The organism is Pseudomonas sp. Irchel s3h14 (assembly GCF_900187425.1).
Taxonomy (GTDB): domain Bacteria; phylum Pseudomonadota; class Gammaproteobacteria; order Pseudomonadales; family Pseudomonadaceae; genus Aquipseudomonas.
This window is the reverse complement of the sequence record NZ_FYDJ01000003.1, coordinates 240,686-265,673: the sequence shown is the minus strand read 5'-3', so window position 1 is coordinate 265,673 and position 24,988 is coordinate 240,686. Positions and strand designations below refer to the sequence as shown.

26 protein-coding genes and 1 tRNA gene are annotated in these 24,988 nt (G+C 57.3%); 20 read left to right on the top strand and 7 right to left on the bottom strand.

The window, feature by feature from the left end; all coding sequences use genetic code 11:
• Positions 1–447: 447 nt before the first annotated feature.
• The 4 genes from rpoE (at position 448) to CKW16_RS07870 (ending at position 4,218) form a co-directional block, all read left to right on the top strand.
• Entirely contained in the window at positions 448–1,029 is a 582-nt protein-coding gene (rpoE, locus tag CKW16_RS07890) for an RNA polymerase sigma factor RpoE (RefSeq protein ID WP_007944079.1), read from the top strand.
• 30 nt (positions 1,030–1,059) lie between these two features.
• Complete coding sequence (locus CKW16_RS07885; protein ID WP_046055719.1) at positions 1,060–1,647, top strand: sigma-E factor negative regulatory protein; 588 nt, start codon at positions 1,060–1,062, stop codon at positions 1,645–1,647.
• 8 nt (positions 1,648–1,655) lie between these two features.
• Positions 1,656–2,609, top strand: a complete 954-nt coding sequence (locus tag CKW16_RS07880; RefSeq protein WP_095127929.1) for a MucB/RseB C-terminal domain-containing protein — start codon at positions 1,656–1,658, stop codon at positions 2,607–2,609.
• Between the two features lie 181 nt (positions 2,610–2,790).
• Positions 2,791–4,218 (top strand): DegQ family serine endoprotease, encoded by a 1,428-nt coding sequence (locus tag CKW16_RS07870; protein WP_095127928.1) that lies wholly within the window; start codon positions 2,791–2,793, stop codon positions 4,216–4,218.
• 75 nt (positions 4,219–4,293) lie between these two features.
• On the opposite strand, the gene CKW16_RS07865 is transcribed toward CKW16_RS07870, so the two are convergent.
• On the bottom strand, positions 4,294–5,727 hold the full coding sequence (locus tag CKW16_RS07865) for a M48 family metalloprotease (RefSeq protein WP_095127927.1): 1,434 nt from the start codon (positions 5,725–5,727) through the stop codon (positions 4,294–4,296).
• A gap of 98 nt (positions 5,728–5,825) precedes the next feature.
• Between CKW16_RS07865 and CKW16_RS07860 the strand changes: the two genes are divergently transcribed.
• Both CKW16_RS07860 and CKW16_RS07855 read left to right on the top strand, forming a co-directional pair.
• Positions 5,826–6,065 carry a sulfurtransferase TusA family protein gene (locus CKW16_RS07860; RefSeq protein ID WP_007930235.1) on the top strand — a complete coding sequence of 80 codons (240 nt, stop codon included), beginning with the start codon at positions 5,826–5,828 and terminating at the stop codon, positions 6,063–6,065.
• Positions 6,066–6,096: 31 nt separating this feature from the next.
• Positions 6,097–7,167 carry an AI-2E family transporter gene (locus tag CKW16_RS07855; RefSeq protein ID WP_010462259.1) on the top strand — a complete coding sequence of 357 codons (1,071 nt, stop codon included), beginning with the start codon at positions 6,097–6,099 and terminating at the stop codon, positions 7,165–7,167.
• 107 nt (positions 7,168–7,274) lie between these two features.
• Here CKW16_RS07855 and CKW16_RS07850 read toward each other — a convergent pair whose 3' ends face one another.
• Positions 7,275–7,748, bottom strand: a complete 474-nt coding sequence (locus CKW16_RS07850; protein ID WP_008153083.1) for a peroxiredoxin — start codon at positions 7,746–7,748, stop codon at positions 7,275–7,277.
• Between the two features lie 10 nt (positions 7,749–7,758).
• The gene (locus CKW16_RS07845; protein ID WP_008034925.1) at positions 7,759–8,319 is read right to left on the bottom strand and encodes a glycine cleavage system protein R; all 561 of its coding nucleotides are present in this window, start codon (positions 8,317–8,319) and stop codon (positions 7,759–7,761) included.
• 329 nt (positions 8,320–8,648) lie between these two features.
• Between CKW16_RS07845 and dapA the strand changes: the two genes are divergently transcribed.
• The 9 genes from dapA (at position 8,649) to CKW16_RS07790 (ending at position 16,019) form a co-directional block, all read left to right on the top strand.
• Positions 8,649–9,527: a 4-hydroxy-tetrahydrodipicolinate synthase gene (gene dapA, locus CKW16_RS07835; protein WP_095127926.1), complete on the top strand. Its 879-nt coding sequence runs from the start codon at positions 8,649–8,651 to the stop codon at positions 9,525–9,527.
• 17 nt (positions 9,528–9,544) lie between these two features.
• Entirely contained in the window at positions 9,545–10,660 is a 1,116-nt protein-coding gene (gene bamC / locus CKW16_RS07830) for an outer membrane protein assembly factor BamC (RefSeq protein WP_095127925.1), read from the top strand.
• Between the two features lie 4 nt (positions 10,661–10,664).
• Positions 10,665–11,423, top strand: a complete 759-nt coding sequence (locus tag CKW16_RS07825; protein WP_008034928.1) for an MBL fold metallo-hydrolase — start codon at positions 10,665–10,667, stop codon at positions 11,421–11,423.
• Positions 11,424–11,451: 28 nt separating this feature from the next.
• Positions 11,452–12,165, top strand: a complete 714-nt coding sequence (gene purC, locus CKW16_RS07820) for a phosphoribosylaminoimidazolesuccinocarboxamide synthase (RefSeq protein ID WP_008034929.1) — start codon at positions 11,452–11,454, stop codon at positions 12,163–12,165.
• Positions 12,166–12,248: 83 nt separating this feature from the next.
• Positions 12,249–12,338: transfer RNA gene (locus CKW16_RS07815), tRNA-Ser, on the top strand.
• 180 nt (positions 12,339–12,518) lie between these two features.
• The gene (locus CKW16_RS07810; RefSeq protein ID WP_095127924.1) at positions 12,519–13,115 is read left to right on the top strand and encodes a hypothetical protein; all 597 of its coding nucleotides are present in this window, start codon (positions 12,519–12,521) and stop codon (positions 13,113–13,115) included.
• Between the two features lie 532 nt (positions 13,116–13,647).
• Positions 13,648–14,799 (top strand): polymorphic toxin type 44 domain-containing protein, encoded by a 1,152-nt coding sequence (locus CKW16_RS07805; RefSeq protein WP_095128135.1) that lies wholly within the window; start codon positions 13,648–13,650, stop codon positions 14,797–14,799.
• A gap of 546 nt (positions 14,800–15,345) precedes the next feature.
• Positions 15,346–15,702: a DUF6572 domain-containing protein gene (locus CKW16_RS07795; RefSeq protein ID WP_095127922.1), complete on the top strand. Its 357-nt coding sequence runs from the start codon at positions 15,346–15,348 to the stop codon at positions 15,700–15,702.
• A gap of 80 nt (positions 15,703–15,782) precedes the next feature.
• Positions 15,783–16,019 carry a hypothetical protein gene (locus CKW16_RS07790; RefSeq protein WP_095127921.1) on the top strand — a complete coding sequence of 79 codons (237 nt, stop codon included), beginning with the start codon at positions 15,783–15,785 and terminating at the stop codon, positions 16,017–16,019.
• 61 nt (positions 16,020–16,080) lie between these two features.
• On the opposite strand, the gene CKW16_RS07785 is transcribed toward CKW16_RS07790, so the two are convergent.
• Positions 16,081–17,328, bottom strand: a complete 1,248-nt coding sequence (locus CKW16_RS07785) for an MFS transporter (RefSeq protein WP_095127920.1) — start codon at positions 17,326–17,328, stop codon at positions 16,081–16,083.
• A 230-nt stretch (positions 17,329–17,558) separates the two neighbouring features.
• On the opposite strand from CKW16_RS07785, the gene CKW16_RS07775 reads away from it, so the two are divergent.
• From CKW16_RS07775 to CKW16_RS07760, 4 genes are all read left to right on the top strand, one after another.
• Positions 17,559–17,903, top strand: coding sequence for a hypothetical protein (locus CKW16_RS07775; RefSeq protein WP_176471529.1), 345 nt, complete (start codon positions 17,559–17,561; stop codon positions 17,901–17,903).
• A 290-nt stretch (positions 17,904–18,193) separates the two neighbouring features.
• Positions 18,194–18,385, top strand: a complete 192-nt coding sequence (locus CKW16_RS07770; RefSeq protein WP_056742545.1) for a DUF1508 domain-containing protein — start codon at positions 18,194–18,196, stop codon at positions 18,383–18,385.
• Positions 18,386–18,557: 172 nt separating this feature from the next.
• On the top strand, positions 18,558–19,481 hold the full coding sequence (locus CKW16_RS07765) for a LysR family transcriptional regulator (RefSeq protein ID WP_095127918.1): 924 nt from the start codon (positions 18,558–18,560) through the stop codon (positions 19,479–19,481).
• Between the two features lie 57 nt (positions 19,482–19,538).
• Complete coding sequence (locus CKW16_RS07760; RefSeq protein WP_095127917.1) at positions 19,539–19,904, top strand: 5-carboxymethyl-2-hydroxymuconate Delta-isomerase; 366 nt, start codon at positions 19,539–19,541, stop codon at positions 19,902–19,904.
• Positions 19,905–19,907: 3 nt separating this feature from the next.
• Here CKW16_RS07760 and CKW16_RS07755 read toward each other — a convergent pair whose 3' ends face one another.
• The 3 genes from CKW16_RS07755 to CKW16_RS07745 all read right to left on the bottom strand — a co-directional run bounded on the left by CKW16_RS07755 (position 19,908) and on the right by CKW16_RS07745 (position 23,093).
• Entirely contained in the window at positions 19,908–20,843 is a 936-nt protein-coding gene (locus CKW16_RS07755) for a LysR family transcriptional regulator (RefSeq protein ID WP_095127916.1), read from the bottom strand.
• Between the two features lie 132 nt (positions 20,844–20,975).
• On the bottom strand, positions 20,976–21,893 hold the full coding sequence (locus CKW16_RS07750) for a DMT family transporter (RefSeq protein ID WP_095127915.1): 918 nt from the start codon (positions 21,891–21,893) through the stop codon (positions 20,976–20,978).
• A gap of 15 nt (positions 21,894–21,908) precedes the next feature.
• The gene (locus CKW16_RS07745) at positions 21,909–23,093 is read right to left on the bottom strand and encodes a cyanate transporter (RefSeq protein ID WP_095127914.1); all 1,185 of its coding nucleotides are present in this window, start codon (positions 23,091–23,093) and stop codon (positions 21,909–21,911) included.
• 507 nt (positions 23,094–23,600) lie between these two features.
• Here CKW16_RS07745 and CKW16_RS07740 point away from each other — a divergent pair.
• On the top strand, positions 23,601–24,983 hold the full coding sequence (locus CKW16_RS07740; RefSeq protein ID WP_095127913.1) for a glutamine synthetase family protein: 1,383 nt from the start codon (positions 23,601–23,603) through the stop codon (positions 24,981–24,983).
• The last annotated feature ends 5 nt before the right edge of the window (positions 24,984–24,988 follow it).

The window sequence follows — 24,988 nt, the reverse complement described above, 5'->3', positions numbered from 1 at the left end:
AGCCGAGCACACATGGCATTGTGAAACTACTGTGACGGAAAATACCTGACGCTTCGTCGGATGGTTTTTCGGTCGGTTCGGCGACAAGACGACTGTATCAACGATTTAACAGTCTTTTTCTATTCACGGTTGCACAATGTCGGTCTTGCGCAGCTATAAATATTTGGAACTTTTGCCAAAGGCCCAAGATCAATAGACCGTTGCCTGATTCAAGGGACAGTGTCGGCTTCAACGCGGGATCTGTGATTTGATCCTTGCCGGCGAATCCGATGACAAGATTATTCGCGCAGCCGGGTTGACCCGCGCTGCGCTTTTCGTGCGTGCCAAATCAGAGCCCGCAGGAAACTTGCTTGGAGGGGGAGAACTTTTGCGAAAAGCCCGAGTCTATGTTTGCAAGTCTGGTTGTTTAGTTATGCAAGCCTCCTCCGAGCTTATCGAGGAGTGTTCATGCTAACCCAGGAAGAGGATCAGCAGCTGGTCGAGCGCGTTCAGCGCGGCGACAAGCGAGCTTTCGATCTGCTAGTGCTGAAATACCAGCACAAAATTCTCGGGTTGATCGTGCGTTTCGTGCACGACACCCATGAAGCCCAGGATGTGGCGCAGGAAGCCTTTATCAAGGCATACCGTGCACTTGGAAATTTTCGCGGAGACAGCGCGTTTTATACGTGGCTTTACCGCATCGCCATCAACACGGCGAAAAACTATCTGGTTTCACGCGGCCGTCGGCCGCCGGATAGCGATGTCAGTTCCGAGGATGCAGAGTTCTACGATGGCGATCATGGCCTCAAGGATCTCGAGTCGCCAGAACGTGCTTTGCTGCGGGATGAGATCGAAGGCACCGTCCATCGAACCATTCAGCAACTGCCAGAAGATTTGCGTACGGCTTTAACTTTACGTGAATTCGATGGTCTGAGTTACGAGGACATTGCGGCCGTCATGCAGTGTCCGGTGGGTACCGTGCGCTCCCGGATTTTCCGCGCTCGGGAAGCCATCGATAAAGCCCTGCAGCCGTTGTTGCAGGAAAACTGAGACAGCGGCGACAGCCAAGAGAGGAACGCCATGAGTCGTGAAGCCCTGCAGGAATCGCTGTCCGCAGTGATGGATAACGAAGCGGACGAATTGGAATTGCGTCGGGTATTGAATGCCTTTGACGATGTTGAAACCCGTGATACCTGGGCTCGTTATCAAATCGCTCGGGCAGTTATGCACAAGGATTTGCTGCTTCCACGTCTGGATATCGCTGCGGCAGTCTCTGCTGCGCTGGCTGACGAAGCTGTACCTGCAAAAGCCACCCGTGGTCCATGGCGCAGCCTGGGTCGTCTGGCGGTCGCTGCTTCGGTAACCCTCGCCGTACTGGCTGGTGTTCGTCTGTATAACCAGGACGAGATCGCTGGGGTCGAACTGGCTCAACAATCCAGTCAACCAGGTCTGGCCGTTCCTCAGGTCAAGGGTCCAGCTGTATTAGCAGGCTACAATGAGAGTTCGGAAGCCACTGGCCCTATGGCCAACGGCGTATTGCAAGGTCAGCCAGGCTGGCACGATCAGCGTCTACCAGGCTACTTGCGCCAACATGCTCAACAGGCTGCACTGAAAGGTACTGAGAGCGCTCTGCCTTACGCTCGTGCAGCAAGTCTGGAAAACCGTTAAGGAGGATCATGCGCGCCATCCCTCTACTTACGCTTCTGCTCGGTGGCTGGTTTGTTGTTCCAGCCCATGCTGATGAAGCCCAGGACTGGTTGACCCGTCTGGGCCAAGCCGAGCAACAGCAAAGCTTTCACGGTACATTCGTCTACGAGCGTAACGGTAGTTTTTCTACCCACAACATCTGGCACCGCGTCCAGGATGGCAAGGTCCGCGAGCGGTTACTCCAGCTCGACGGCTCGGCACAGGAAGTCGTGCGCATTGATGGGCGTACTCAATGCGTCAGCGGCATTCTGATAGCAGGGCTTGGAGATACTCCTAGCTCCGCAGCTCGTGCACTCGATCCACAAAAGCTAAAGAATTGGTATGACCTTGCCGTCATTGGCAAGTCGCGTGTGGCCGGGCGTCCGGCAGTAATCGTTTCACTGAAACCTCGCGATCAACACCGCTACGGTTTTGAATTGCATCTGGATAAAGAAACCGGCCTGCCTCTCAAATCATTGCTTCTGAATGAAAAAGGGCAGTTGCTGGAGCGATTCCAGTTCACACAACTTACCACCGATGGTCCGTCCGACAGCGACTTGCAGCCTGGCGCCGATTGCAAAACGGTTGCCCTCGACAGCGACAAGGCTTCTGCAATCAAGGCAGCGCAAGTATGGCGTTCGGACTGGTTACCACCTGGTTTCGAGCTGACCAGCAGTACCTCCCGCAAGGATCCAGAGACCAAAACCCAAGTCAACAGTCTGATGTATGACGATGGTCTGGCCCGTTTCTCGGTTTTCCTTGAACCGTTGAATGGCGCAACAATTACTGACACTCGCACCCAGTTGGGGCCGACCGTTGCAGTTTCCCGACGCTTGACTACCCCGCAAGGCGAGATGATGGTGACCGTGGTCGGTGAGATTCCGATTGGCACCGCTGAACGGATTGCGCTATCCATGCGCAGCGACGCCACTGCAACCAAGTAGTGAGCTGAAATCGAAATGTTTGGTGAGCATTTCAACTTGCAAATATCCCCGATTTTTTCTATAGGTCAGAGCCCCTCGGCTCTGGCCTTGTTTGTTGTTCCCGGAACAAAAATACCGGCGTATCGTTCCCGGTGTTCCTTGCTCCATATCGCTTAACCATGCTCGTCGTAACGGGAGCCGTATGTCGATACCACGCTTGAAGTCTTATCTCTCAATTTTTGCCACCGTGCTGGTGCTTGGTCAGGCGGTCGCTGTTCAGGCGGCCGAGTTGCCGGACTTCACACAGTTGGTCGAGCAGGCCTCGCCCGCGGTGGTGAACATCAGTACCACGCAGAAACTGCCAGACCGCAAAGTGAACGAGCAGATGCCCGACCTTGAAGGCTTGCCGCCCATGTTGCGCGAGTTCTTCGAGCGCGGTATGCCGCCACAGCCGCGTACGCCACGCGGCGATCGTAAACGCGAAGCCCAGTCCCTGGGGTCGGGCTTCATCATCTCGCCTGATGGCTACATCCTGACCAACAACCATGTGATTGCCGATGCAGACGAAATCCTCGTCCGCCTCGCTGACCGCAGCGAATTGAAAGCCAAGCTGATCGGCACCGATCCACGTTCCGACGTAGCGCTGTTGAAAATCGAAGGCAAGGATCTGCCGGTCCTGAAACTCGGAAAATCCCAGGATTTGAAAGCCGGCCAGTGGGTCGTGGCTATTGGCTCGCCATTCGGTTTCGACCATACCGTGACCCAAGGTATCGTCAGCGCCATCGGTCGCAGCCTGCCGAACGAAAACTATGTGCCGTTCATCCAGACCGACGTGCCGATCAACCCGGGTAACTCTGGTGGTCCGCTGTTCAACCTGGCCGGTGAAGTGGTGGGCATCAACTCGCAGATCTACACCCGTTCCGGCGGCTTCATGGGCGTGTCGTTCGCGATCCCTATCGACGTAGCCATGGACGTTTCCAATCAGCTCAAAAGCGGCGGCAAAGTCAGCCGTGGCTGGTTGGGTGTGGTGATTCAGGAAGTGAACAAGGACCTGGCCGAGTCGTTCGGTCTGGATAAGCCAGCCGGCGCGCTGGTGGCTCAGATCCAGGATGACGGCCCGGCAGCCAAGGGTGGCCTGCAAGTCGGTGACGTGATCCTGAGCATGAACGGCCAACCGATCGTCATGTCCGCCGATCTGCCGCATCTGGTGGGCGCGCTGAAGGCCGGCTCGAAAGCTGATCTGGAAGTGATTCGTGAAGGCAAACGCAAGAATGTCGAGCTGACAGTCGGCGCGATCCCGGAAGAAGGCAAAGAGCTGGATGCGCTGCCGAAATCTACCACTGAGCGCAGCAGCAACCGGCTGGGTGTTTCCGTGGTCGAGCTGACGGATGAACAAAAGAAAACCTACGACCTCAAAGGCGGCGTCGTCATCAAGGAAGTCCAGGACGGTCCTGCTTCTCTGATTGGCCTGCAGCCAGGCGATGTGATCACTCACCTGAACAATCAGGCAATCGGTTCCACCAAGGAGTTCACGGATATCGCCAAGGCGCTGCCGAAGAACCGCTCGGTGTCGATGCGGGTTCTGCGTCAAGGACGCGCCAGCTTCATCACCTTCAAACTGGCTGAATAATCCGGTTGTTGGCTGAATAAAAAACCGCCTCGAAAGAGGCGGTTTTTTTATGTCTGAAATTTTTTCTGACAAGCGTCAGCCCATCATGTCTTTGATCATGCGCTCCTGTTCCATCAGCTCACGTTGCCGTGCGTCGATTCGCGATGACAGCGGGAAGTTGGTGCCTGCCTTGCGCTTGGCGAAGTCCAGTTGCTGAATGGCCTGACGGTAATCCCCGACCAGGGCGAAATACTCGGCGCGGGCCTGATGCAGGCCGATGATGTTGCCTGACAGGCCGCGAGTCTCGGCCACCATGTACCAGACGTCTGGATCGTCAGGACGGCTCTTGAGCAGATTCTCCAGTGCTTTTTCCGCGTCGGGCGCACGGTTCTGTTTGAGCAGCAGGTCAACACGCACAGAATTCAGCGGATAGTTGCCGGGATACTGCGTCAACATCCGGTCAACCCGGGACTGGGCGTCCGGCAGGCGATTGTTGGTAATGTCCAGATCGACCTGCGCCAGGTTGTAGATGATCTCGTTCGGCGACTTGGCCAGCAGCAACTTGAGGTTTTCCCGTGCCTCATTCAGCTGGCCGCCCTTGATCTGGGCGATGGCCAGGCCATAGCGAGCGACATCATTTTTCGGGTTTTCATCAAGTTGGGCGCGAAAGCGTTTGGCGCCCAGGCCTGGGGTTTCTTCGTAGATCAACTGGACCCGTGCACGAATCAGCTGATAACGCATCGTGTCTTCGATGCCGCCGGGTTTTGCCTGTTCGGCGCGGTTGCGCGTGTCAGCGATCCGCGACTCGGTCACCGGGTGAGTCAGCAGAAATTCCGGTGGCTTGGCGTCAAAGCGGTATTGGCGCGCCAATCGCTCGAACATGGTCGGCATCGAGCGCGGGTCGTAACCAGCCTTTTCCAGATTGAGGATGCCGATGCGGTCGGCTTCCTGTTCGTTCTGGCGAGAGAAACGCCGCTGTTCCTGAATGGCTGCCGCCTGCGTGCCCGCAATGGCCGCGATCCCGGCGTCGCCGGCGCCAGCTGCGGCAATCACAATCCCGGCCAGTAGCGCGGCCATCATCGGCACCTGCATGCGCTGTTGGGCTTCGACGCCACGGGCGAAGTGGCGCTGCGACAAGTGAGCCAATTCGTGAGCGAGTACCGAGGCGTATTCACCTTCGGTCTGGGCATTGAGGAACAAGCCGCCGTTAACCCCGACAATGCCGCCTGGTGCCGCGAAGGCGTTGAGTTGCGGGCTGTTGATCAGGATGAACTCCAGGCGCCGGTCATTGACCTGGCTGGTCTCGACCAGCCTGTAGACGCTGGATTCAACGTAGTCCTTGAGCTGCGGATCGTTGAGTTGCGAAACCTGGCTGCGCAACAGCGCCAGCCAGGCACGGCCCAACTGATGTTCCTGTTGCGGCGAGACGATGGCAGAACTGGCGTCGCCGAGTGACGGCAGGTCGTCGGCGAAGCCCGGTGAGGCGAGCAGGCAAGCGAGCGTCAGCAGGGTAGGGCGCAAAAAAGTCATGCACAAAGCCTTAGTCGACAAAGACCTTACTGTAGCCGGACACTACGCTTCGGACCAGATATTCTAGCCACTCGACCACCAGACCCCGGAGTGATGCAATGACCGACGCTGTAGCCCATGACGCCGAGCTCGACGCCAGCGGCCTGAACTGCCCCTTGCCGTTGCTCAAGGCCAAGATGGAACTCAATCGACTGGCCAGCGGCGCAGTGCTGAAGGTAATTGCCACTGATGCGGGCTCGCAGCGCGACTTCCGCACCTTTGCCCGATTGGCGGGTCATACGCTGCTTCGTGAAGAAGATGAAGCGGGTGTATACCGCTATTGGTTGAAAAAAGCCTGAATTCTACTGCGTTCGTTTCTAAGGATTATTGATGTTCAAGGTGTTACGCGACTGGATTCAGCGCTACTTCTCCGATGAAGAGGCCGTGGTGCTGGCGGTCCTGCTGTTTCTGGCGTTTACCGCCGTGCTAACGCTGGGCGGCATGCTCGCACCGGTGCTGGCCGGGATGGTGCTGGCGTATCTGATGCAAGGCTTGGTCGTCACTCTAGAGCGCCTGCGCATGCCGGGCGGGGTGGCGGTGGGGCTGGTCTTCGCCTTGTTCATGGGCGTTTTACTGGTATTCATTATCGTCGTGGTGCCGTTGCTCTGGCATCAGCTGATCACGCTGTTCAACGAATTACCCGGCATGCTAGCCAAATGGCAGTCGCTGTTATTGCTGCTGCCTGAACGCTACCCGCATCTGGTGTCCGACGAGCAGGTGCTGCAGGCCATCGAAGTGGCGCGGGGCGAGATCGGCAAGTTCGGTCAGTGGGCGCTGACGTTCTCGCTGTCAAGTCTGCCGTTGCTGGTGAACATCATGATCTACCTGGTGCTGGTGCCGATCCTGGTGTTTTTCTTTCTCAAGGACCGGGAGATGATCGGTCAGTGGGTGCGGGGTTACCTGCCCCGTGAGCGAGCGCTGATCACCCGCGTCGCTCATGAGATGAACCGGCAGATCGCCAATTACATTCGCGGCAAGGTCATCGAGATTTTCATTTGCGGTGGCGTGACCTACATCGGTTTCGTTGTTCTGGGCCTCAACTACGCGGCACTGCTGGCATTACTGGTGGGCGTGTCGGTGGTGGTGCCTTACGTCGGCGCAGTGGTGGTGACCGTGCCGGTCATGCTGATTGCGCTGTTCCAGTGGGGCTGGAGCGATCAGTTCATCTATTTGATGGCGGTCTACGGGATCATCCAGACGCTGGATGGCAACGTGCTGGTGCCGCTGTTGTTCTCGGAAGCGGTCAATCTGCATCCGGTGGCGATCATCTGCGCGGTGTTGTTGTTTGGAGGGTTGTGGGGCTTTTGGGGTGTGTTCTTTGCGATTCCGCTGGCGACCCTGTTCAAGGCTGTGCTGGACGCCTGGCCGCGCAAAGAGCCGGTGGTGGCGCCGCTGCTGTGATTGTTAGACTTGAGGGCCTCTTCGCGGGCAAGCCTCGCTCCTACAGGATCTGAAATCTTGTAGGAGCGAGGCTTGCCCGCGAAGACGTCCGAATAGAAGCCAAATAATCAGGCCTTGTTCAGCGCCTGAGCTGCAGCCAATACCGCATCCACATGACCCGGCACCTTCACACCGCGCCATTCCTGACGCAGCACACCGTCCTTGTCGATCAGGAACGTGCTGCGATCAACGCCCATATATTCTTTGCCATAGAGCTTTTTCAGCTTGATCACGTCGAACTGCTGGCAGAGCGCTTCTTCCTTGTCGCTGATCAGCTCGAAGGTGAACGCCTGCTTGGCCTTGAAGTTTTCGTGGGATTTGAGGCTGTCGCGGGACACGCCGAAGACTTCAGTGTTGGCGGCTTTAAAAGCATCAAGCTGATCACGAAAGCCCTGACCCTGAGTGGTGCAGCCTGGCGTGCTGTCCTTCGGATAGAAGTAAATCACCACCTGCTTGCCTTTGAGGCTCGCGAGGTTGACGGTCTGCCCGCTGGTGGCGGGTGCTTCGAAGTCGGCAACCGGTTGGTCGATGGCAACGGCCATGAAAGCTTCCTTACATTGGGTTTTGTGGGCGCCACGGTTCGATCAGGGCATCCAGGTTCAGCGCGTCGGCGAAATCCAGGAACTGATCGCGCAGCCAGCTGATTTGCACGCCGGCCGGCAAGGTCACGGTAAACGTGGCATTGAGCATGGTGCCGCCGGTTTGCGGAGCCTGATAGGTGTCGCAGGTCAGGTTCTCGAGCTCGACGTTGTGGTCCATGAAGAACTGACACAGCTCGTTAATGATGTCCGAGCGGTAAGCCGAGCTGACATAAGCGACGTATGGCAGGGCTTGAGGACGGTTCTCCAGCGCCGCGCTGCGTACCACATTGACCGTAAAGGCGTGCTTCTTGGCGAGACTCGGCAGGCTGCCTTCGAGGCGCGCCAGGGCGTCCCAGCTGCCGGAGATCTCGAGGATCAACGCACTGCACTCGCCATGACGCGTCAGGCGAGAGGTGACCACGGCGCAGCGGTTTTCATGGCTGGCGCGGCACAGGACGTTAGTCAGCTCCATGGGGTTGGCGCCGAGGGCACTGATGACAAGGAATTGTTCGCGAACTGTGGGGGTGGACATGCAGCATTCCTAAAGCGATGAGCGGTCGATACTTCTACGGGCTTTTTTTACCGGGAGCGAGCCTGCGGATGCGAATTCAAAAAACCCGAGCCGCAAGGTTGCAACGTGCTCCAGAGTGGCAAGAGCGAAGGGTGGCAACGCTGGATCGGGGCTTGTGATGCCGAAAATGGAGGCTGGAACCCGGCGTACGAGCTTATCAGTACCGATCAAAGTCTGAAGGGTAGCGAAAAGCAGCGCCAAGGGGAATGGCAGCAGCGCAGTACTTCGCTTGTACAAGCATCTTGGCGCCAGTACCATTACCGCTCTCTTTTTCCGGCAGGAGCGGTTTCATGATTGCGGGCAGTATGGTGGCACTGGTCACACCCATGGATGCACAAGGGCGTCTTGACTGGGACAGCCTCAGCAAACTCGTGGACTTCCACCTTGAAAACGGCACCCATGCCATTGTCGCAGTCGGTACTACCGGCGAGTCGGCAACCCTCGATGTAGACGAACACATCGCCGTCATCAAGGCCGTGGTCAAGCAGGTCAATGGCCGCATTCCGGTCATCGCCGGTACCGGCGCCAACTCGACCCGCGAAGCCGTAGAACTGACCCGCAACGCCAAAGAGGCCGGGGCCGACGCCTGTCTGCTGGTCGTTCCGTACTACAACAAGCCGACCCAGGAAGGTTTGTACCTGCACTTCAAGCACATTGCTGAAGCGGTCGACATTCCACAGATCCTCTACAACGTTCCTGGCCGCACCTCCTGCGACATGCAGGCCGAGACCGTGATTCGCCTGTCCACTGTGCCGAACATCATCGGTATCAAGGAAGCCACCGGCGACATGAAGCGTGCCAAGGCAATCCTTGATGGCGTGAGCAAGGACTTCATCGTGCTGTCCGGCGATGATCCGACCGCTGTCGAGCTGATCCTGATGGGCGGCAAGGGCAACATCTCCGTCACCGCCAACGTCGCCCCGCGCGAAATGGCTGACCTGTGCGAGGCCGCGCTCAAGGGCGACGCCGAGACTGCACGGGCAATCAACAAAAAATTGATGCCGCTGCACAAGGATCTGTTCATCGAAGCCAACCCGATTCCGGTGAAGTGGGCTTTGGTCGAAATGGGCCTGATGCACGAAGGCATTCGCCTGCCGCTGACCTGGCTGAGCGCACCTTGTCATGAAACGCTTCGCACGGCCCTGCGCCAGTGCAGCGTCCTGGTTTAATTGAGGAAGTACTACGCATGAAGCGATTGGCCGGACTTTCCGCACTTGCCTTGATCATCTCCAGCACCAGTGGCTGCGGATGGGTCTGGGGCCCGGAAGGTTATTTCCGTGACCGCGGTAGCGATTACCTGGAAGCGCAACAGACTGCACCCATGCAACTGCCGCCGGATGTCAGCACCGCCAAGCGTCTGGATCCGCTGTTGCCGATCCCGCGCAACGTGGCCGATGACAGCGTCAAGGGTGAGTACATCGTTCCTCGTCCGCAGCCGTTGTCGGCAGCGGCTGACGCCAGCGCCTACTCCCTGCAAAAGACCGGTGATTCGCGTTGGATCGTCGCTCAGAACCCGCCAGCCGAAGCCTGGCCAGTGGCCGTGCAGTTCTTCCAGGACAACGGTTTCCGTCTGGACGAACAGCGTCCGCAAACCGGCGAATTCACCACCACCTGGCAGCATTCCGACGAACTGTCCGCTGCGATGGCCAAGCGCCTGAGCGCAGCCGGTGTCGGTGCCGACAGCGAAACCCGCGTGCGGGTCCGCATCGAGCCAGGCGTGCAGCGCAACACCAGTGAAATCTACGTGGTCAGCGCCGAGCGTCCTGCTGGTAGCACCTCCGACGTGGCCTTCACCAACCGTTCGGTCAACACTGGCCTGGACGCGGCACTGGTCGACGACATGCTCGCGAGCATGAGCCGCACCTCGGAGAAGGGCGGTTCGGTCTCCATGCTGGCCTCGCGTGACTCCGATACGCCAAGTCGTGTCAGCCTGAGCGAAGACGGCAGCGGCAACCCTGTCCTGAACGTCGGCACCGATCTGGATCGTGCCTGGTCGAGCGTCGGTCGTGCGCTGGAACAGGGCGAATGGCGCGTAGAAGACATCAACCGCAGCCTGGGCTTGTACTACATCAACCTGGCCGAAAAAGCCGAGAAGAAGGACGAGAAGCCAGGTTTCTTCAGTGGTCTGTTCGGCAGCAAGCCGGACAAGGAAGAAGTTGAAGCCCGTGCCGAGCGTTATCAGGTTCGCCTGAGCAAGGTTGGCGAAAACGTCCAGGTTACCGTCGAGAAAAACATCAACACCGTGGCGCCGGCAGATGTGGCGCGCAAGGTATTGAGCGTGATTCAGGACAACCTGGGCTGATCACATGCGTTTTGCCGTTCTCGGCAGCGGTAGCCAAGGGAACGGCACGCTGATAGCCAGCGCTGACACGTATGTGCTGGTGGATTGTGGTTTCTCCCTGCGGGAAACCGAAAAACGCCTGCTGCGCCTGGGTGTGAACCCTGCGCAGCTGAGCGCGATACTCGTGACCCACGAACATGCCGACCACGTGCATGGCGTGGGTTTGCTGTCTCGGCGCTACAATCTGCCTGTCTACCTCAGTCGCGGTACCCTGCGCGGGATGCGCAAACCAATTGAACCGGCTGGCCTTCTGGCCGGCGGCGAGCAACTGCAGATCGGCGCACTGAGCATCGGCGTCATTGCCGTGGCCCATGATGCACAGGAGCCGACGCAATATGTCTTCAGTGACGGTGAGCGGCGTTTTGGCCTGTTGACCGACCTGGGCTCGTATTGCAACAAGGTGCTGGACGGCTATCGGGACCTCGATGCGTTGATGATCGAGGCCAACCATTGCCGTGACATGCTGGCTCGCGGTCACTACCCGTACTTTCTCAAGCAGCGGGTAGGCGGTGAACTGGGGCATTTGAACAACCATCAGGCGGCATTCCTGGTGTCCGAGTTGGGCTGGCAAGGCCTGCAACACCTGGTCCTGGCCCATCTGAGCAGCAAGAACAACCTGCCGCAGCTGGCCCGGCAATGTTTTGTCGACACCCTCGGGTGCGACCCGGACTGGCTGCAACTGGCCGATCAAGATTCAGGGCTCGACTGGCGACACATCGCCTAGCCCACCTACTTAGCAAGCGGAGCCCATCATGGAAAAACGTGAAGAACTCTACCGCGGCAAAGCCAAATCGGTTTTCAAGACCGACGACGCTGACCGCTTGATCCTGCTGTTTCGCAACGACACTTCGGCGTTCGACGGCAAGCGCATCGAGCAGCTCGACCGCAAAGGCATGGTGAACAACAAGTTCAACGCCTTCATCATGCAGAAACTCGAAGCAGCCGGCGTGCCGACTCAATTCGACAAACTGCTGGGCGACAACGAATGCCTGGTGAAAAAACTCGACATGATCCCGGTCGAGTGCGTCGTGCGTAACTACGCCGCCGGCAGCCTGGTCAAGCGCCTGGGCGTTGAAGAGGGCATGAAGCTCAACCCTTACACCTTCGAACTGTTCCTGAAGGACGACGCCAAGGGCGACCCGTTCATCAACGAATCCCACGTCGTGGCATTCGGTTGGGGCACCGCCGAGCAACTGGTTCGCATGAAAGAACTGTCGCTCAAGGTCAACGAAGTCCTGAGCAAACTGTTCGACGACGCCGGCCTGCTGCTGGTCGACTTCAAACTGGAATTCGGCGTGTTTTCCGACGGCTCCATCGTCCTGGGCGACGAATTCAGCCCGGACGGCTGCCGTCTGTGGGACAAGGCCACCGGCAAGAAAATGGACAAGGACCGCTTCCGTCAGGGCCTCGGTGACGTCATCGAAGCCTATGAAGAAGTCGCCAATCGTCTGGGCGTACCGCTTTAATCGACGCAAGCATCTGATAGCACGGAAAAATTTCGCTTAGGGGGTTCGCTTCCGGCAAAAGTGTTGTTATGATGCGCGCCGTTGGAGAGATGCCAGAGTGGCCGAATGGGACGGATTCGAAATCCGTTGTACCTTCACCGGTACCTAGGGTTCGAATCCCTATCTCTCCGCCATTATTGAATAAGACTAAGCCCCTGAAATTGTTAAAGATTTCAGGGGCTTTTTCGTTTCTGGCATTTCGTTTTAGGGCAAATTTAGGGCAAGAATGGCCAATGCTTGGGGGCATGTGATGGTGCAAGTCACCCATGTGCAGCTATTTTTGATCCCTTCTAATCAATCATAAGGATTTGATGATGCGGCACCTGCTATCGATTTTCAGCGCACTGGCGATTCTCTCTGTTACCAGCACCAGCTTTGCGGAAGCACCTGGTGGGGTAATCCGCTCCGCCGAAGGCCTTACCTACAAGCAGCTTTTGGCCCAGGGCGGGGAGCCCATGAAGTATCCCAAGGATTGTTGCTCTCTCCTATACAGCCCCGGCACTCCCAAAAGCGAGTACCACTTCGAACTGCAAGACGCCTTTTTTGTTCTCGTGGAAGTCGATGCAGTAAAGTTGGCTTCCGTCCTTTTTCGTATGTCGTGCCAAAACCGGGGGTTCTTCAATCCAACGATTGAATGCTCACCAGAAGAACTCAAAAATAAGGTGGACGAGGCTCTCAAGGTCAATTACTCGGGCTCTCTATATGGGAAGTATCGGGCAAGCTGGGTAGCCAAACAGAACGGGCAAATGCTTCCTAACGCAGACAAGTGGGGTGGACAGAATATCTACAGCTTCAATCGCGAGAACGGAGTAGACGAGATCATCGTAGGCCCGATCAAAGGTCTACCCACGTCTATAGGTCTATCGGATTTCGATGAGATGTCAGTGACACCGGCCGTTAAATCAAAGTAAAAATGCTAGTTGGCCGTCATGCGATGAATGTGTCTAAGCTGAACGATTGATCGGTACATTCTGAGGTAGGAAATGGCACATCAAGAGTCGAGCGTATCAACGGTACATAAAGGGAAAACGTACACCGCTAGGGTCATTGTCGAGCCTCGAACCGTAACTGTTAGATGCCAGTACGGTGAGGCCACCACTCAGATTGAGCCGAAAAAAAACTTAACGTCGTCCGGGATTAGTTGACCACTACAGTTGATTCTTACGCGTCGGTGAGCGGTCCTAATATCTCCGAGTTATCGGGTGTTCAGTTTAAAAAATAATGGCTTGCTAAGCTTGGATCGAACCAAGCTGTGGCCAAATGCCGCCATTCATACCGTCGTGCTAGAGCGGTTACCATGTGCAGCCCAGCAAATGACACGGAACAGGGAGCATTCAGCACTGCAATTAGGAATTGTCCTAAAGCCAGCGCTTGAGCTTCCCGGTAAGGTCGATGCTGCCCAGCTACAGGCTGGAATTCTTCACAACGATTCAAGGACGATTCATGATTTCTTCTGCGCGACTGGGTGACAAGCATGTCTGCCCAATGCCCGGTCATGGCACCACCCCGATAGCCTCTGCCTCCGCTGACACAAACATCAACTTCATGGGCTCTGCCCGTGTTGGCGATACCTGTGGCTGTGGCGCTGTTATCACCACCGGGTTTCCCTCGATTCAAGTGAACGGACGCCCTATGGCTCACTTGGGTAGTCCTACCAGCCATGGCGGAACCATCATCACCGGGTCAGGCGATGTAGGTGGCGGCTTTGTCATGGGGGATGCTGGTGGTGCAACAATCATCAACTTCATGGCGCTCGGAGCATTCCGGCCAGATGGCACTGTGGACGATGAGAAAATGGCCACACTGCTGGCTGATCCAAAGCTGACAGAGAAGGCAACCGCTGCAAATGCTCTTGTAGATCCTAAGGCCGCTGCTAAACGGCCGGACGCGAAGCCTGAACCAGGAGCGGACCCCGCCGTTTGCAATCACCCCGACGAAATGGAAGGGCTGGCCAACTACATCGCTGATGAGATGAACCGAAACATACAGAGCCCGGAAGTTTTAAGGATGCAAAGACTTAACAACTATGATCCCACTGCGGCAGACAGGGAGCCTCCACAACTCTCAGGCTTGGGCGGACCAGCGGCACGCGCCCTGAGCAAGTACAGAGACACAGCTACATCGTGGGTAATCTGGGCAAGTAAAGTGGGCCCAAGGATGGACTGGGATCACAAACCGAAGCTTCGTAAGCTGTTTGTTGGCCTGCACCATAAACAGGGGGCTTACGAGTACTTTTACGACATCTGGTCGAACATCCACTATGGATACGTAGGAATCATAGGTGGCTTGTCAGAGAGCGAGCTACTGGATGGCGCTGGCGCTGCACAGTTTTTGTCGGACGCCGCTACCAAAACTGGCGAGATGAGCAAACCTGGAGCGGAGAGAGTGCATCCCGGTCCACATACTACGGCGAGTCCATGGACTGAACCGCGATCATGGGACGACGTTGCCGATAGGGTATCCATTGAAATTGGGATGAAGCTCGCCAAGCAGCATCCGACAGGGGGAGTAACCGCGAAGATGATCATGGATGAAGTGTTAGCAGTACCACCAGCGAATTGGGGGGATGGAATCCGTGCCCACAAATGCCAGTAAGCGTCGGACATGGTACATACGGATACTGTGGATACCTGTGTTGTATTTAGTGGTCACTCACTGGGACATAGCTTTGCCGACCGTGAATGTTCACTACTCTAAAGCTGGGCGAGATGAGTTCCGGTACATCTGGAACGTCCAAGACCGGATTTACAAAGGTGGAATGCTTCCTGGAGGTGGTGCGGTTGATAATGGGGTGCTCTTCCCAGACGACGAATTCTTCATGGAGTTTTCGTGGTGGAGCAAAAAAGAAGGGCGTAATCATTGCATCAGCATCACACCGAAGTGGCCTAACACCGATATCTACCTAGACGCAGATGGCAACATCGACATGCGAAAAGAGAGTGGTACTGACGTAGACAGGTTGAAAGAGTGTCAGTGGGACCGAGCCAAGCCTTAGGCAAATGTTCCCAGGACCTGGCCCCTATTTTTCGAGTGTTACATAGGGGGCAGGGGTTCAAGGGCGAGTGACTTCAAACTCTTGGGAAAAGGTGTGACGACCAAGGCGCGATATTTTCCAGAATCCGATCTTCTGAGTGAGCAGGCATGTCCATCACAAATCCAAAGGTAATTGATATCTGGGGAGTCCCAAAGTGGGAGCCTAACAACATGGTACTGATTATCACTGACCACCTCGAATGGGGCGACAAAGCCGAACAAGGCGAGCACCTGCTGTTGCTTCAAGAGAAAATCAACACATATATAGCCTTCATCGAAAGCGGTGAGATTTATACCGAGATTCCTGGTGCGCTCGGTAAACACCCCATCATTCGTGTTCTTGGTTTGTATGAGTTGCCAGAACAAGGCGAGTTTTTTATTGGCCGCGTTACTGAGACGCTAGAGGAAGTGGGGATCGGATTCGAGTTCGTGCTCAACGCGGACGAAGACATTCGCAACATGTAACTGGCGAGATTTCCAGGAGCTGCCCCCCCCCGGTTTCTCGTGAATTAGGCACAGACTGAAATTCTCAGGGAAAACAATCAATGATTTTGAAGAACTGCGCTTCTGATTGCACCGAAGCAGAGTTTATCGACCCCATTCAAAAGATACGTGCAACTAACAAAGGTGGCTCAGATGTGGGGCTTGGCGAACTGCTTGCACAGACCGCTGGCTACTGGGTGGATTTTCCGTTTGAAAATTACGAGCATAAGGTCGACTTCATGCGCGAGTGCAAGGCTGACTGGGCGTTTTTAGTCCGAAGGCTGATGATCGACAAGTGAAATAGGTTTTCCTGGAGAGCGGTACGACTTTCTCGCGAAACACAGGCGGTATCGCTCTTTACTATCGAACCTGAACTCTCGCCTGGATCACCCACAATCCCAGCAAAGTCAGAACAGCAAAGCCCCCGCCCATCAAGAAAGTGCCCTGGAAGCCTACTGTGTCCCACAACGCCCCAGCGATGACGCTGGCCAGCAGCAAGGCCAACCCGGTCAACAGATTGAACATGCCAAATGCCGTTCCGCGCAGTTCAGCCGGCGCGCAATCGGCGATCAGGGCGGCGAATATCCCTTGGGTAAACCCCATGTGCAGCCCCCATAGAACGACGCCGACGACCAGGCCACCGATACCCGGCGCGAACGCCAGAGTCAGGTCGGCAGCAATCAGCAATATCAGACCTACGCCGAGCACCGCCACACGGCTGACACGATCAGACAAGGCTCCGGCGGGATAGGCTGACAGTGAGTACGCCACCCCCATCAGGACAAGCACCGCCGGCGCCCACATCGGCGCCAGCCCGACGGCCTGACCACGCAGAATCAGAAAGGCTTCGCTGAAACGCGCCAAGGTAAACACCGCAGCGACACCCACCACCCACCAGTATCCAGCGCCCAGTCGGGATAATTCCCGCCGGCTCAAAGGCGCACGCACCCGGCGTGTCCCTTCCACTTGTTTGGGCTCATGAACGAACACCAGCAGCACCGCGACGGCAAGGAAGGCCGGGATGACGGCCACCCAGAACACAGTCTGGAAGTGGTTCGCGGTTAGCCACATCAATCCGATCGCCAGCAACGGTCCCAGGAATGCACCCACGGTATCCAGAGTTTGCCGCAGGCCGAAAGCTGCCCCCCGTATCTCGGGCGGCGTGATGTCGGCGACCAACGCATCGCGCGGGGCGCCGCGAATACCTTTGCCAATGCGGTCGATAAAACGCGCCCCGATCAGCCAGTCCAGCGAGCCCGCCAAAGGAAAGATCGGTTTGGACAGTGCCCCCAGCCCATAACCCAGCGCCGCGAGCAGTTTGCGCTTGCCCAATCGATCACTGAGTGCCCCGGAGAATACCTTGGTGATCGAGGCCGTAGCCTCGGCTATGCCTTCGATGAGACCCACCGCGAGAACGGAGGTACCCAGTACGGTGACCATATAAAGCGGCAACAATGCATGGATCATCTCTGAGGAGATGTCCATCAGCATCGAGACGAAGCCCAACGCCCAGATGCCGCCAGGCATGGTGCGCCAGACATTGGCGGTTGACGCCTTCTCGATTGGCGCAGTAACCGAAGTGCCACCCGACTTGTCAGTGGTTTTCATCATGAGCCTCGAAAGCCTGTTTGGCATGGGCCTCTAATAGCGCCTCGCACCCCTGCTGCCGCGTTGCCGCTACCTCCGCCAAGATACGCTGTATCGATGAGTGATTTCGATCAAACAGTTGCGCAATCTGCTGAAGAGAGTCGCCTTTCTGCCAGCGATGGCTTTCGGTGTAACCCTGGTCATTAGCTATCATGCAATACAGAGCAAATCAGCGGGTGACGGGGGAGTGCATGAACAGATGGCGACGGATTTGGGTGTTTGTGAAGCTGCTGGCAGCATTTGCCGCCTGCGTGGCCGTTGCTGTTCAGGCTTTTAACTACATGTTGGAAAGTCCCGACGCAGCGCAGATGCACCCTTTGAGCATTTTGGTTGTTGGACTGATCTTTGGTTTCATCACCTATGGGGTCCTTTCACTGATTGAAAGGGCTGTGCGGGGTTTCCTGCCCCATCCTGACCCAGTCACCACCACGGTAGCGGCTCAACCTCAAACAGAACTTGAGGAAGATGCCGTGCTGATGGAAGAACAGCCTTTGGTCCTGTCAGCTGACGATTCAACTCAGCAGAAAAATCAGTGAACAGTCTGTATGGCATGGATTACCGGGCGATCACCAAAGGCTCGAATCAGAGTTTTTGCGTCGGAGCAGACAGCATCGCAGCGTAAGAAAAATATGCATCTTCAAGGGAAAAGTTACTCAGCGCAGTCACCCAATTTACCGCCCCCCGAATCTATTGGTCGTCCCGCAAATCAAGGCTGGATCTGCGAAACATCCCCTGACATTGAAAGACCCTGCTGCAAAAAATCCTCATCTACTCTCGTTTCGCAGATCACTGATCTGCCGTCATCAGCAATCGCAAGGAGCGAGCAATGTATTTTGAGATTTACAGGCAAACCCGTGGCATCGCACAGACCGGCAAAGGTCAATGGCGGTGGCGTTTGAGGGCGGGAAACCATGAAACGATTGCCAGCGGGGAGGCTTACGTCAATAAGTCTGATTGTGTGCATGCCATCAGCTTGATTCAAGGGACCCACGATCAGACCCCGGTCAAGGAAATCTAGGCTTCAGGTGGTGAAGCTGCTCGGTCAGAGCAGCTTCGTTTCAACGGGCGGTCTTACGGTTGTGAGCGCCGCTGCCTGAATCTGGATTAAACGTAAACTGCTCGAGTCGCATAGACGCCGATTGCGACACCTACCTAAACTGTTAGCAGATTTGGGGGAGCGGGGTCAGTGGATGAATCGTAACGAACTACGCAAGGCCGATATCAACCTGATGGTGGTGTTTGAAACGCTGATGCTCGAACGCAACGTCACCCGGGTGGCGGAAAAGTTGTTTCTCGGTCAGCCGACCATCAGTTCGGCGCTCAATCGCTTGCGCGCGATGTTCAACGACCCGCTGTTCATACGTGTCGGGCATCGTATGGAGCCGACGGCGCGGGCCGAGGAGATTATTCTGCACCTGTCCCCAGCGCTGGATTCGTTGTCGGTGGCGTTGAGCCTGACCCATGATTTCGACCCCGCCAGCAGTACCATGACCTTTCGTATCGGGCTGTCGGACGATGTCGAGTTTGGCCTGCTGCCGCCGTTGCTGCGTGCCTTGCGCCAGGAAGCACCCAAGGTGGTGTTCGTGGTGCAGCATGTCGATTACTGGCGGATTCCGGATTTGCTGGCGTCCGGCGATATCACCGTTGGTATCAGCCAGACTCGCGGGCTGCCGGCCAACGCCAAGCGCAAGTTATTGCGGCACATCCTGCCGAACATTTTGCGCGCCGACGCATCGGACACACCGCTAACGCTCGATGAATATTGCGCGCGACCGCACGTGCTGGTTTCCCACACCGCCAATGTCAGTGGTTACGCCGATGAGTGGCTGGCGGAGATTGGTCGTACGCGCCAAGTCGTCCTTTCCGTGCCGCAATACAGCTCGTTACCGGCCTTGCTCGCCGGGACCGATCTGATCGCCAGTCTGCCGGATTACGCCGCCGAAGCGATGGCCGCGTCCGGCCAGCTGTTCAAGGAACCGTTCCCGTTCAAGGCGCCGACTCTGGATCTGTCGATGGTCTGGCTCAGCCATGTCGATACCGACCCGGCCGAGCGCTGGTTGAGGTCGAGGCTGGAGGCGTTCATGAGTGAACGCGCGCTTTTACCGCCCGGTTGAATAGGGCGATGCTGTGTTATATGTACGACCTTTCTGCCCACTTTCAGGAGCTCAGTCATGCCTCACCTGCACATGGAATACACCGCCAACCTGCCCGAGCTCAATGCCGACGTGGCGTTGATTCGGCTCAACAATGCGTTGGTGGCTTCCGGTCAGTTTGCTGCCGAATACGACATCAAGAGCCGAGCGGTGAAGGTTGAGACGTTCAAGGTCGGCACGGTGTCAGGTGAGCGAGCCTTTGTGCATGTGAAACTGGCGCTGTTGAGCGGTCGCTCACCGCAGATCAAGCAGCAGTTGTCCGAAAGTTTGCTGGCCGTGGTGCAGGAGCTGTGTGATTGGCCGACGGACATTGAAGTCCAGCTGGCCGTGGAAATCCTCGACATCGATCGAGAGTCCTACACCAAGATTGCCATCAGCCACTGAGTTTCAGGCCATTTCCTGCTCGGTGCAGGCCTTGACCACTTGCTCGCGCAGCCAGGTGTTGGCGCTGTCCTGATCGACATTCTGGCTCCACTGCATGTCGAGGCTGAAACCCGGCAAGCCGTTGGGCGCTTCGCAGTGATTGAAGATCGCGTCGTTGGCCAGCAATTGCTGGATGCGCCGAGGCAGGGTCAGGATGAAGTCGGTGCCGGTGATCATCTTCAGTGCCGCGCTGTAGCTGTTGGAACGCGCGACGATCTGCCGTTTTTGCGCCTGCTGCGCCAGCCAGCCGTCGACCATGTTGGTGGTGGAAGTCCAGGGTGTCGGGAACACGTGCCGGCGTTCGACGAAGGCTTGCAGGCTTAAGCGCGGCTCCGGCGGTGTGGCGCGTTTATCGAAGACACAGACCAGGTCGTCCTCCAGCAGCAGCCGGGATTTGAAATCACCGTGATTGCGATGAAAGTTCGGGCCGAAGCAAATCACCAGGTCGAGGCTGCCGTCGCGTAGCTCTTCGGCCGGGATGTCGGTTTCGAACTTGTGCATGTTGACCATCACTGGAAGGTCGGCGAAATCGAAGCTTTTCAACAGGCGCGGCAGGATCAACTGCTCGAAGTACTCCGGTGCGCAGATATTGAAGGTGACTGGTTGCAGAGTGGGGTCGAATGCTGGCGCACCGGCGTGACACAGATTGATGCTTTCGAGGATCTTCAGCACGTGGACGTACATGGTGCTGGCTTTGTAGGTGGGGCGCATACCCGCGCGGGTATTGATGAACAGTTCGTCTTCGAAACTGGTACGCAGCTTTTTCAGGCAGTAACTCACGGTGGACTGGCTGACGCAGAGCGCCTCGGATACACCGCTGACGCTGCTTTGCTCATACACGGCGATAAATACCATGAGGTCCTGCATATCGAGCTTTCTAAGCAAGTTACTGTTCAACATCCGCTTCGTCTCGCTGTGCTCCTTGCGCTGACTGTGCGCAAACTTGTGCGAGCGATCCTAACGGAACGATGGTGCCAGGAGAATGCCTTGTAGGAGTTTTCATGGAAAGTTGTGGGGCGGTTCCAGAGTCCTTCAGCCCTGAACGGCTGCAGGCACCCCGCGGCGGCTGGACATCAGCAGTGCCCACATACCGACTCCCACCAGCAGCGCGCCGATGATTTCCAGCGGCAGTGGCGACTGACGTAACCAGAACCAGTGAAACAATGTGAGGAGCAGCGTGCTCAGGTAAATGTAGGAAATGACCGAGGAAGGGGCGATGACGCCGATGGCCCGATGCAGCAGCCAGAAGGTCGCCAGCGTGGCGAACACCGCCAGGTAAATCAGCCACCAGAAATCGCTCACGGTCAGCAATGACGCCGATCGCCAGCCGCCGCTGAACCCACAGAATGCCAGCAGAAACAGCGCGCCGAACAGCATGTTCCAGAAAGTCATCCCCACCGGGTCGCGCCCCTTGAGGCTGCTGGCCTTGAGCCGTTGACTCAGGGGCGAGTAGAGCGCCATCGCCAGACAACCGACGCCATACACCGACACTGCATACAGCGAAGGCAGCTCACCAGGGCCTGCGCCTTTCAAAACCAGCAACACGGCCCCGGCAGCGGCAATCAGCATCGGCAGCACCCGCTGTTTCAGGTTGCTGTCGGGCATCAAAACGGCTTCGAACAGCAATGTCAGCAGTGGCACCAAGGTGAACATCGTTGCGGTATTGACGGCAGAGGTGTAGCGCAATGCCTCGAACAACGAGCCGAAATACACCGCCAGCAGCAAGCCGAGTACGGCATGGCCAAACAGTCCGCGGGCGGTCATGGCGGTATCGCCCTTGATCAGCAGCAGCGGCAAAAATACCAGGGCACAGAACAGCAGGCGCAAACCGGTCAGCAGGATCGGGTCGATGGCCTGACTGACCTGTGCTGCCGCAGAAAACGAAGCAGCGATCAACAATGCCCAGAGCAGCATGCCGACGTGAGCGGCGACAAAACCGGTGTGTTTCATGGTGAGGGGGCCGGGTCAGTGAATGTGTTGGGCGTAATGCCGCGGATCGAAGCGCAAGACCATCAGGATCATCAGTGCCATAACGCCGGTCAGTGACCACCAGGCCCATTCGAAGCTGCCGAGCTGATCGCGGATCAACCCGGCAATCAGCGGCGATAGACCGGCGATCAGGTAGCCGATGCCTTGAACGAACGCGGTCAGGCCACCGGCACGCTGGGGATTGTCCAGATGATCCAGGGACACGATCAGGCTCATCGGGAACAGTCCGCCGATTCCGAGCCCCAATAGACATGGCCACAACAGACTCAGGTACTGCGGGCTGAGAATTAGCCCGCAGAAACCGGCCATGATCAGCGCCAGCAACACCACCAGCACCACGCGCCGGTCACGGCTGCGGTTGGCGATGGCCGGTGTCAGCAGGCCGGACAACACTTCCATGGCGGTCAAGAAACCCAGCAGCAACCCGGCGTTTTGTTCGCTCCAACCCTTTTCCACGTAGTACGGCGCCAGCCAGGCCAGCACACAGGTGTAGGACGCCGTGCCCAGGCCGAAGAAGATGGAGAGTAACCAGGCGCGGGAATTGCCGAAGAAGGAGCCATTGCGCTGCGCTTGAGCAGGCTGCGCCGGCATCCGTTCACGTTGCATGCACCAAAACAGCAACGCTACCAGCGCCAACGCCGCCCAAATCGCCAGGCCTACACGCCAGCTGCCGGTGCGGATCATCACCAGCGGCGCAAACGACGCCGCAATCGCTGCGCCGCCCATGATCGATGTGACGTAGAGCCCCATGCACACGGAAACGTTGTCGCTGAAGCGGGATTTGATCAACGCCGGCATCAACGCCTGGATCAGCGCGATACCGATACCCGCCAGCACGGCGCTGAGGATCAGTTCGGCCGCTGAATCGAGGAATAACCGCGACACAGTGGCCACGCCGATGATCAGCAGCGAGAGCACCACGGTGCGTTGTTCGCCGATTCGTTGGCTGACGCTCAGCCCAAAGAACATCGCCAGCCCCATCGCCATCACTGGCAGCATGGTCAGCAGCGAGGCCAGGCTGAAACTCAGTGTTATGTCACCGCGAATCGCCGACAGCAAAGGACCAACGGCGGCCATGGAAGGTCGCAGGTTCAGGGCGACAAGAATGATGCTGAACATCAGCCAGAGGGCGGGGCGGGAGGTTGCACGAACGTTTTCCATCTATCGGACCTTGGATGACAAGAAGCCGATTAGGCGCGCGAGGCCTATGGGTCGCAAATCAGAAAGTCCGGAGTGGTATTTAGAAATTAAATAGTTCTGCCGAGAGACACATGTGGGAGCGGGCTTGCTCGCGAAAGCGGTGTGCCAGTTGATACTCATGTGACTGACACGCCGCTTTCGCGAGCAAGCCCGCTCCCACATTGGATAAGTGTTTTGGAGATTGATTGTTTAGCCAACCTGCAACCAAAGTTCTTCAAATCCTGATTTAACGACTTAACCTCCCGTGTGACGCTGCTGCTCACCTGTTCTCTGCGGTTTTTTCTATGGACGGTTGTCCCGTCGCACTTCCCTCCGAATTAGCCTTTTGGGCGCTGTGGCACTGTCGTCACGCGCGCCCACCGGATTCCTGCATTCCTCGTTGATTGTTCTTACAGGTCCCGCGCAATGCGCCGGGATCAAAGCGGCGACGCCTGTGCGTTTGCCTGACGCGGAAATAAGAGAATTCCCATGAGTGTTGCCACGACATCTTTTGCCTCCAAGCAAGAAGCCCTGACCTTTCTGGAACAGAACCCGGATATCGAGATGTTCGAGTTGTTCATCCTCGACAACAACGGCGTACCTCGGGGCAAGTTGCTGCACCGCGATGAATTGCTGGCGGTGTACGAAAGCGGGCGGCCATTGCCGAGCACCATTCTTGGCCTGACCATCAATGGCGATGACGTGGAAAACTCCGGCCTGGTCTGGGACGTTGGCGATATCGACTGCCGGGCGTACCCGATCAGCGGCAGTTTGACGCGCATGCCGTGGCGGCTGATTCCGACGGCGGCGGTGCAGGTCAGCATGCACCCGAAGGAGGGCATGCCCGCGACGATTGCCGATCCACGGCATCTGCTGGCGAAAGTCATCGAGGGCTTGCAGGCCGACGGTTATTACCCGGTGATGGCGGCAGAGCTGGAGTTCTACCTGCTGGATCAGCAGCGCGACAGCAACGGTCGGCCGCAACCGGCGCGGGATGTCGATGGCGGACGACCGCGGGGCACTCAGGTCTATGGCTTGCGTGAGCTGGAGCAAATCGAACCGTTTCTGGCCGATCTCTACAGCGCCTGCAAACTCCAGGGCATTCCGGCGCGCACGGCGATTTCCGAATACGCGCCGGGGCAAGTGGAAATCACCCTCGAACACCGCACCGACGCCTTGCAGGCGATGGACGAAGCGGTGCGCTACAAACGGCTGGTCAAGGGCGTGGCCCACAAACACGGGATGACGGCGTGCTTCATGGCTAAACCGTTCGATGACCTGGCGGGCACTGGCATGCACATGCACGTCAGCCTGGCGGACAAGGACGGCAACAACCTGTTCGCCAGCGAAGCCCCGGACGGCACGCCACTGCTCAAACAGGCGGTCGGCGGGATGCTCAGTACGTTGCTCGATTCATTGCTGCTGTTCTGTCCGAACGCCAACTCTTACCGTCGTTTCCAGACCAACAGCTATGCGCCGCTGGCACCCACGTGGGGTGTGGACAATCGCACCGTGAGTTTGCGTGTGCCCGGCGGGCCGGCGTTTTCCCGGCATATCGAACACCGCATCTGTGGCGCCGACGCCAACCCGTATCTGGCGGCTGCGGCGATTCTGGCCGGGATCCATCGCGGTATTCGTGAACAACTCGATCCTGGTGCGCCGGTGGAGGGCAATGGCTACGCCCAGGCCACGGAACTGTTGCCGACTGACTGGCTGACCACGTTGCGGGCGCTGGAAGGTTCGAGCTGGGCGCGGGAAGCGTTCGGCGGTGAGTTCCTCGGCGTGTACCTGGCGGTAAAACGTGCCGAGTATCGACAGTTCATGGGCGAGGTCGGCGAACAGGATTGGCGCTGGTATTTGCATCAAGCCTGAACAGA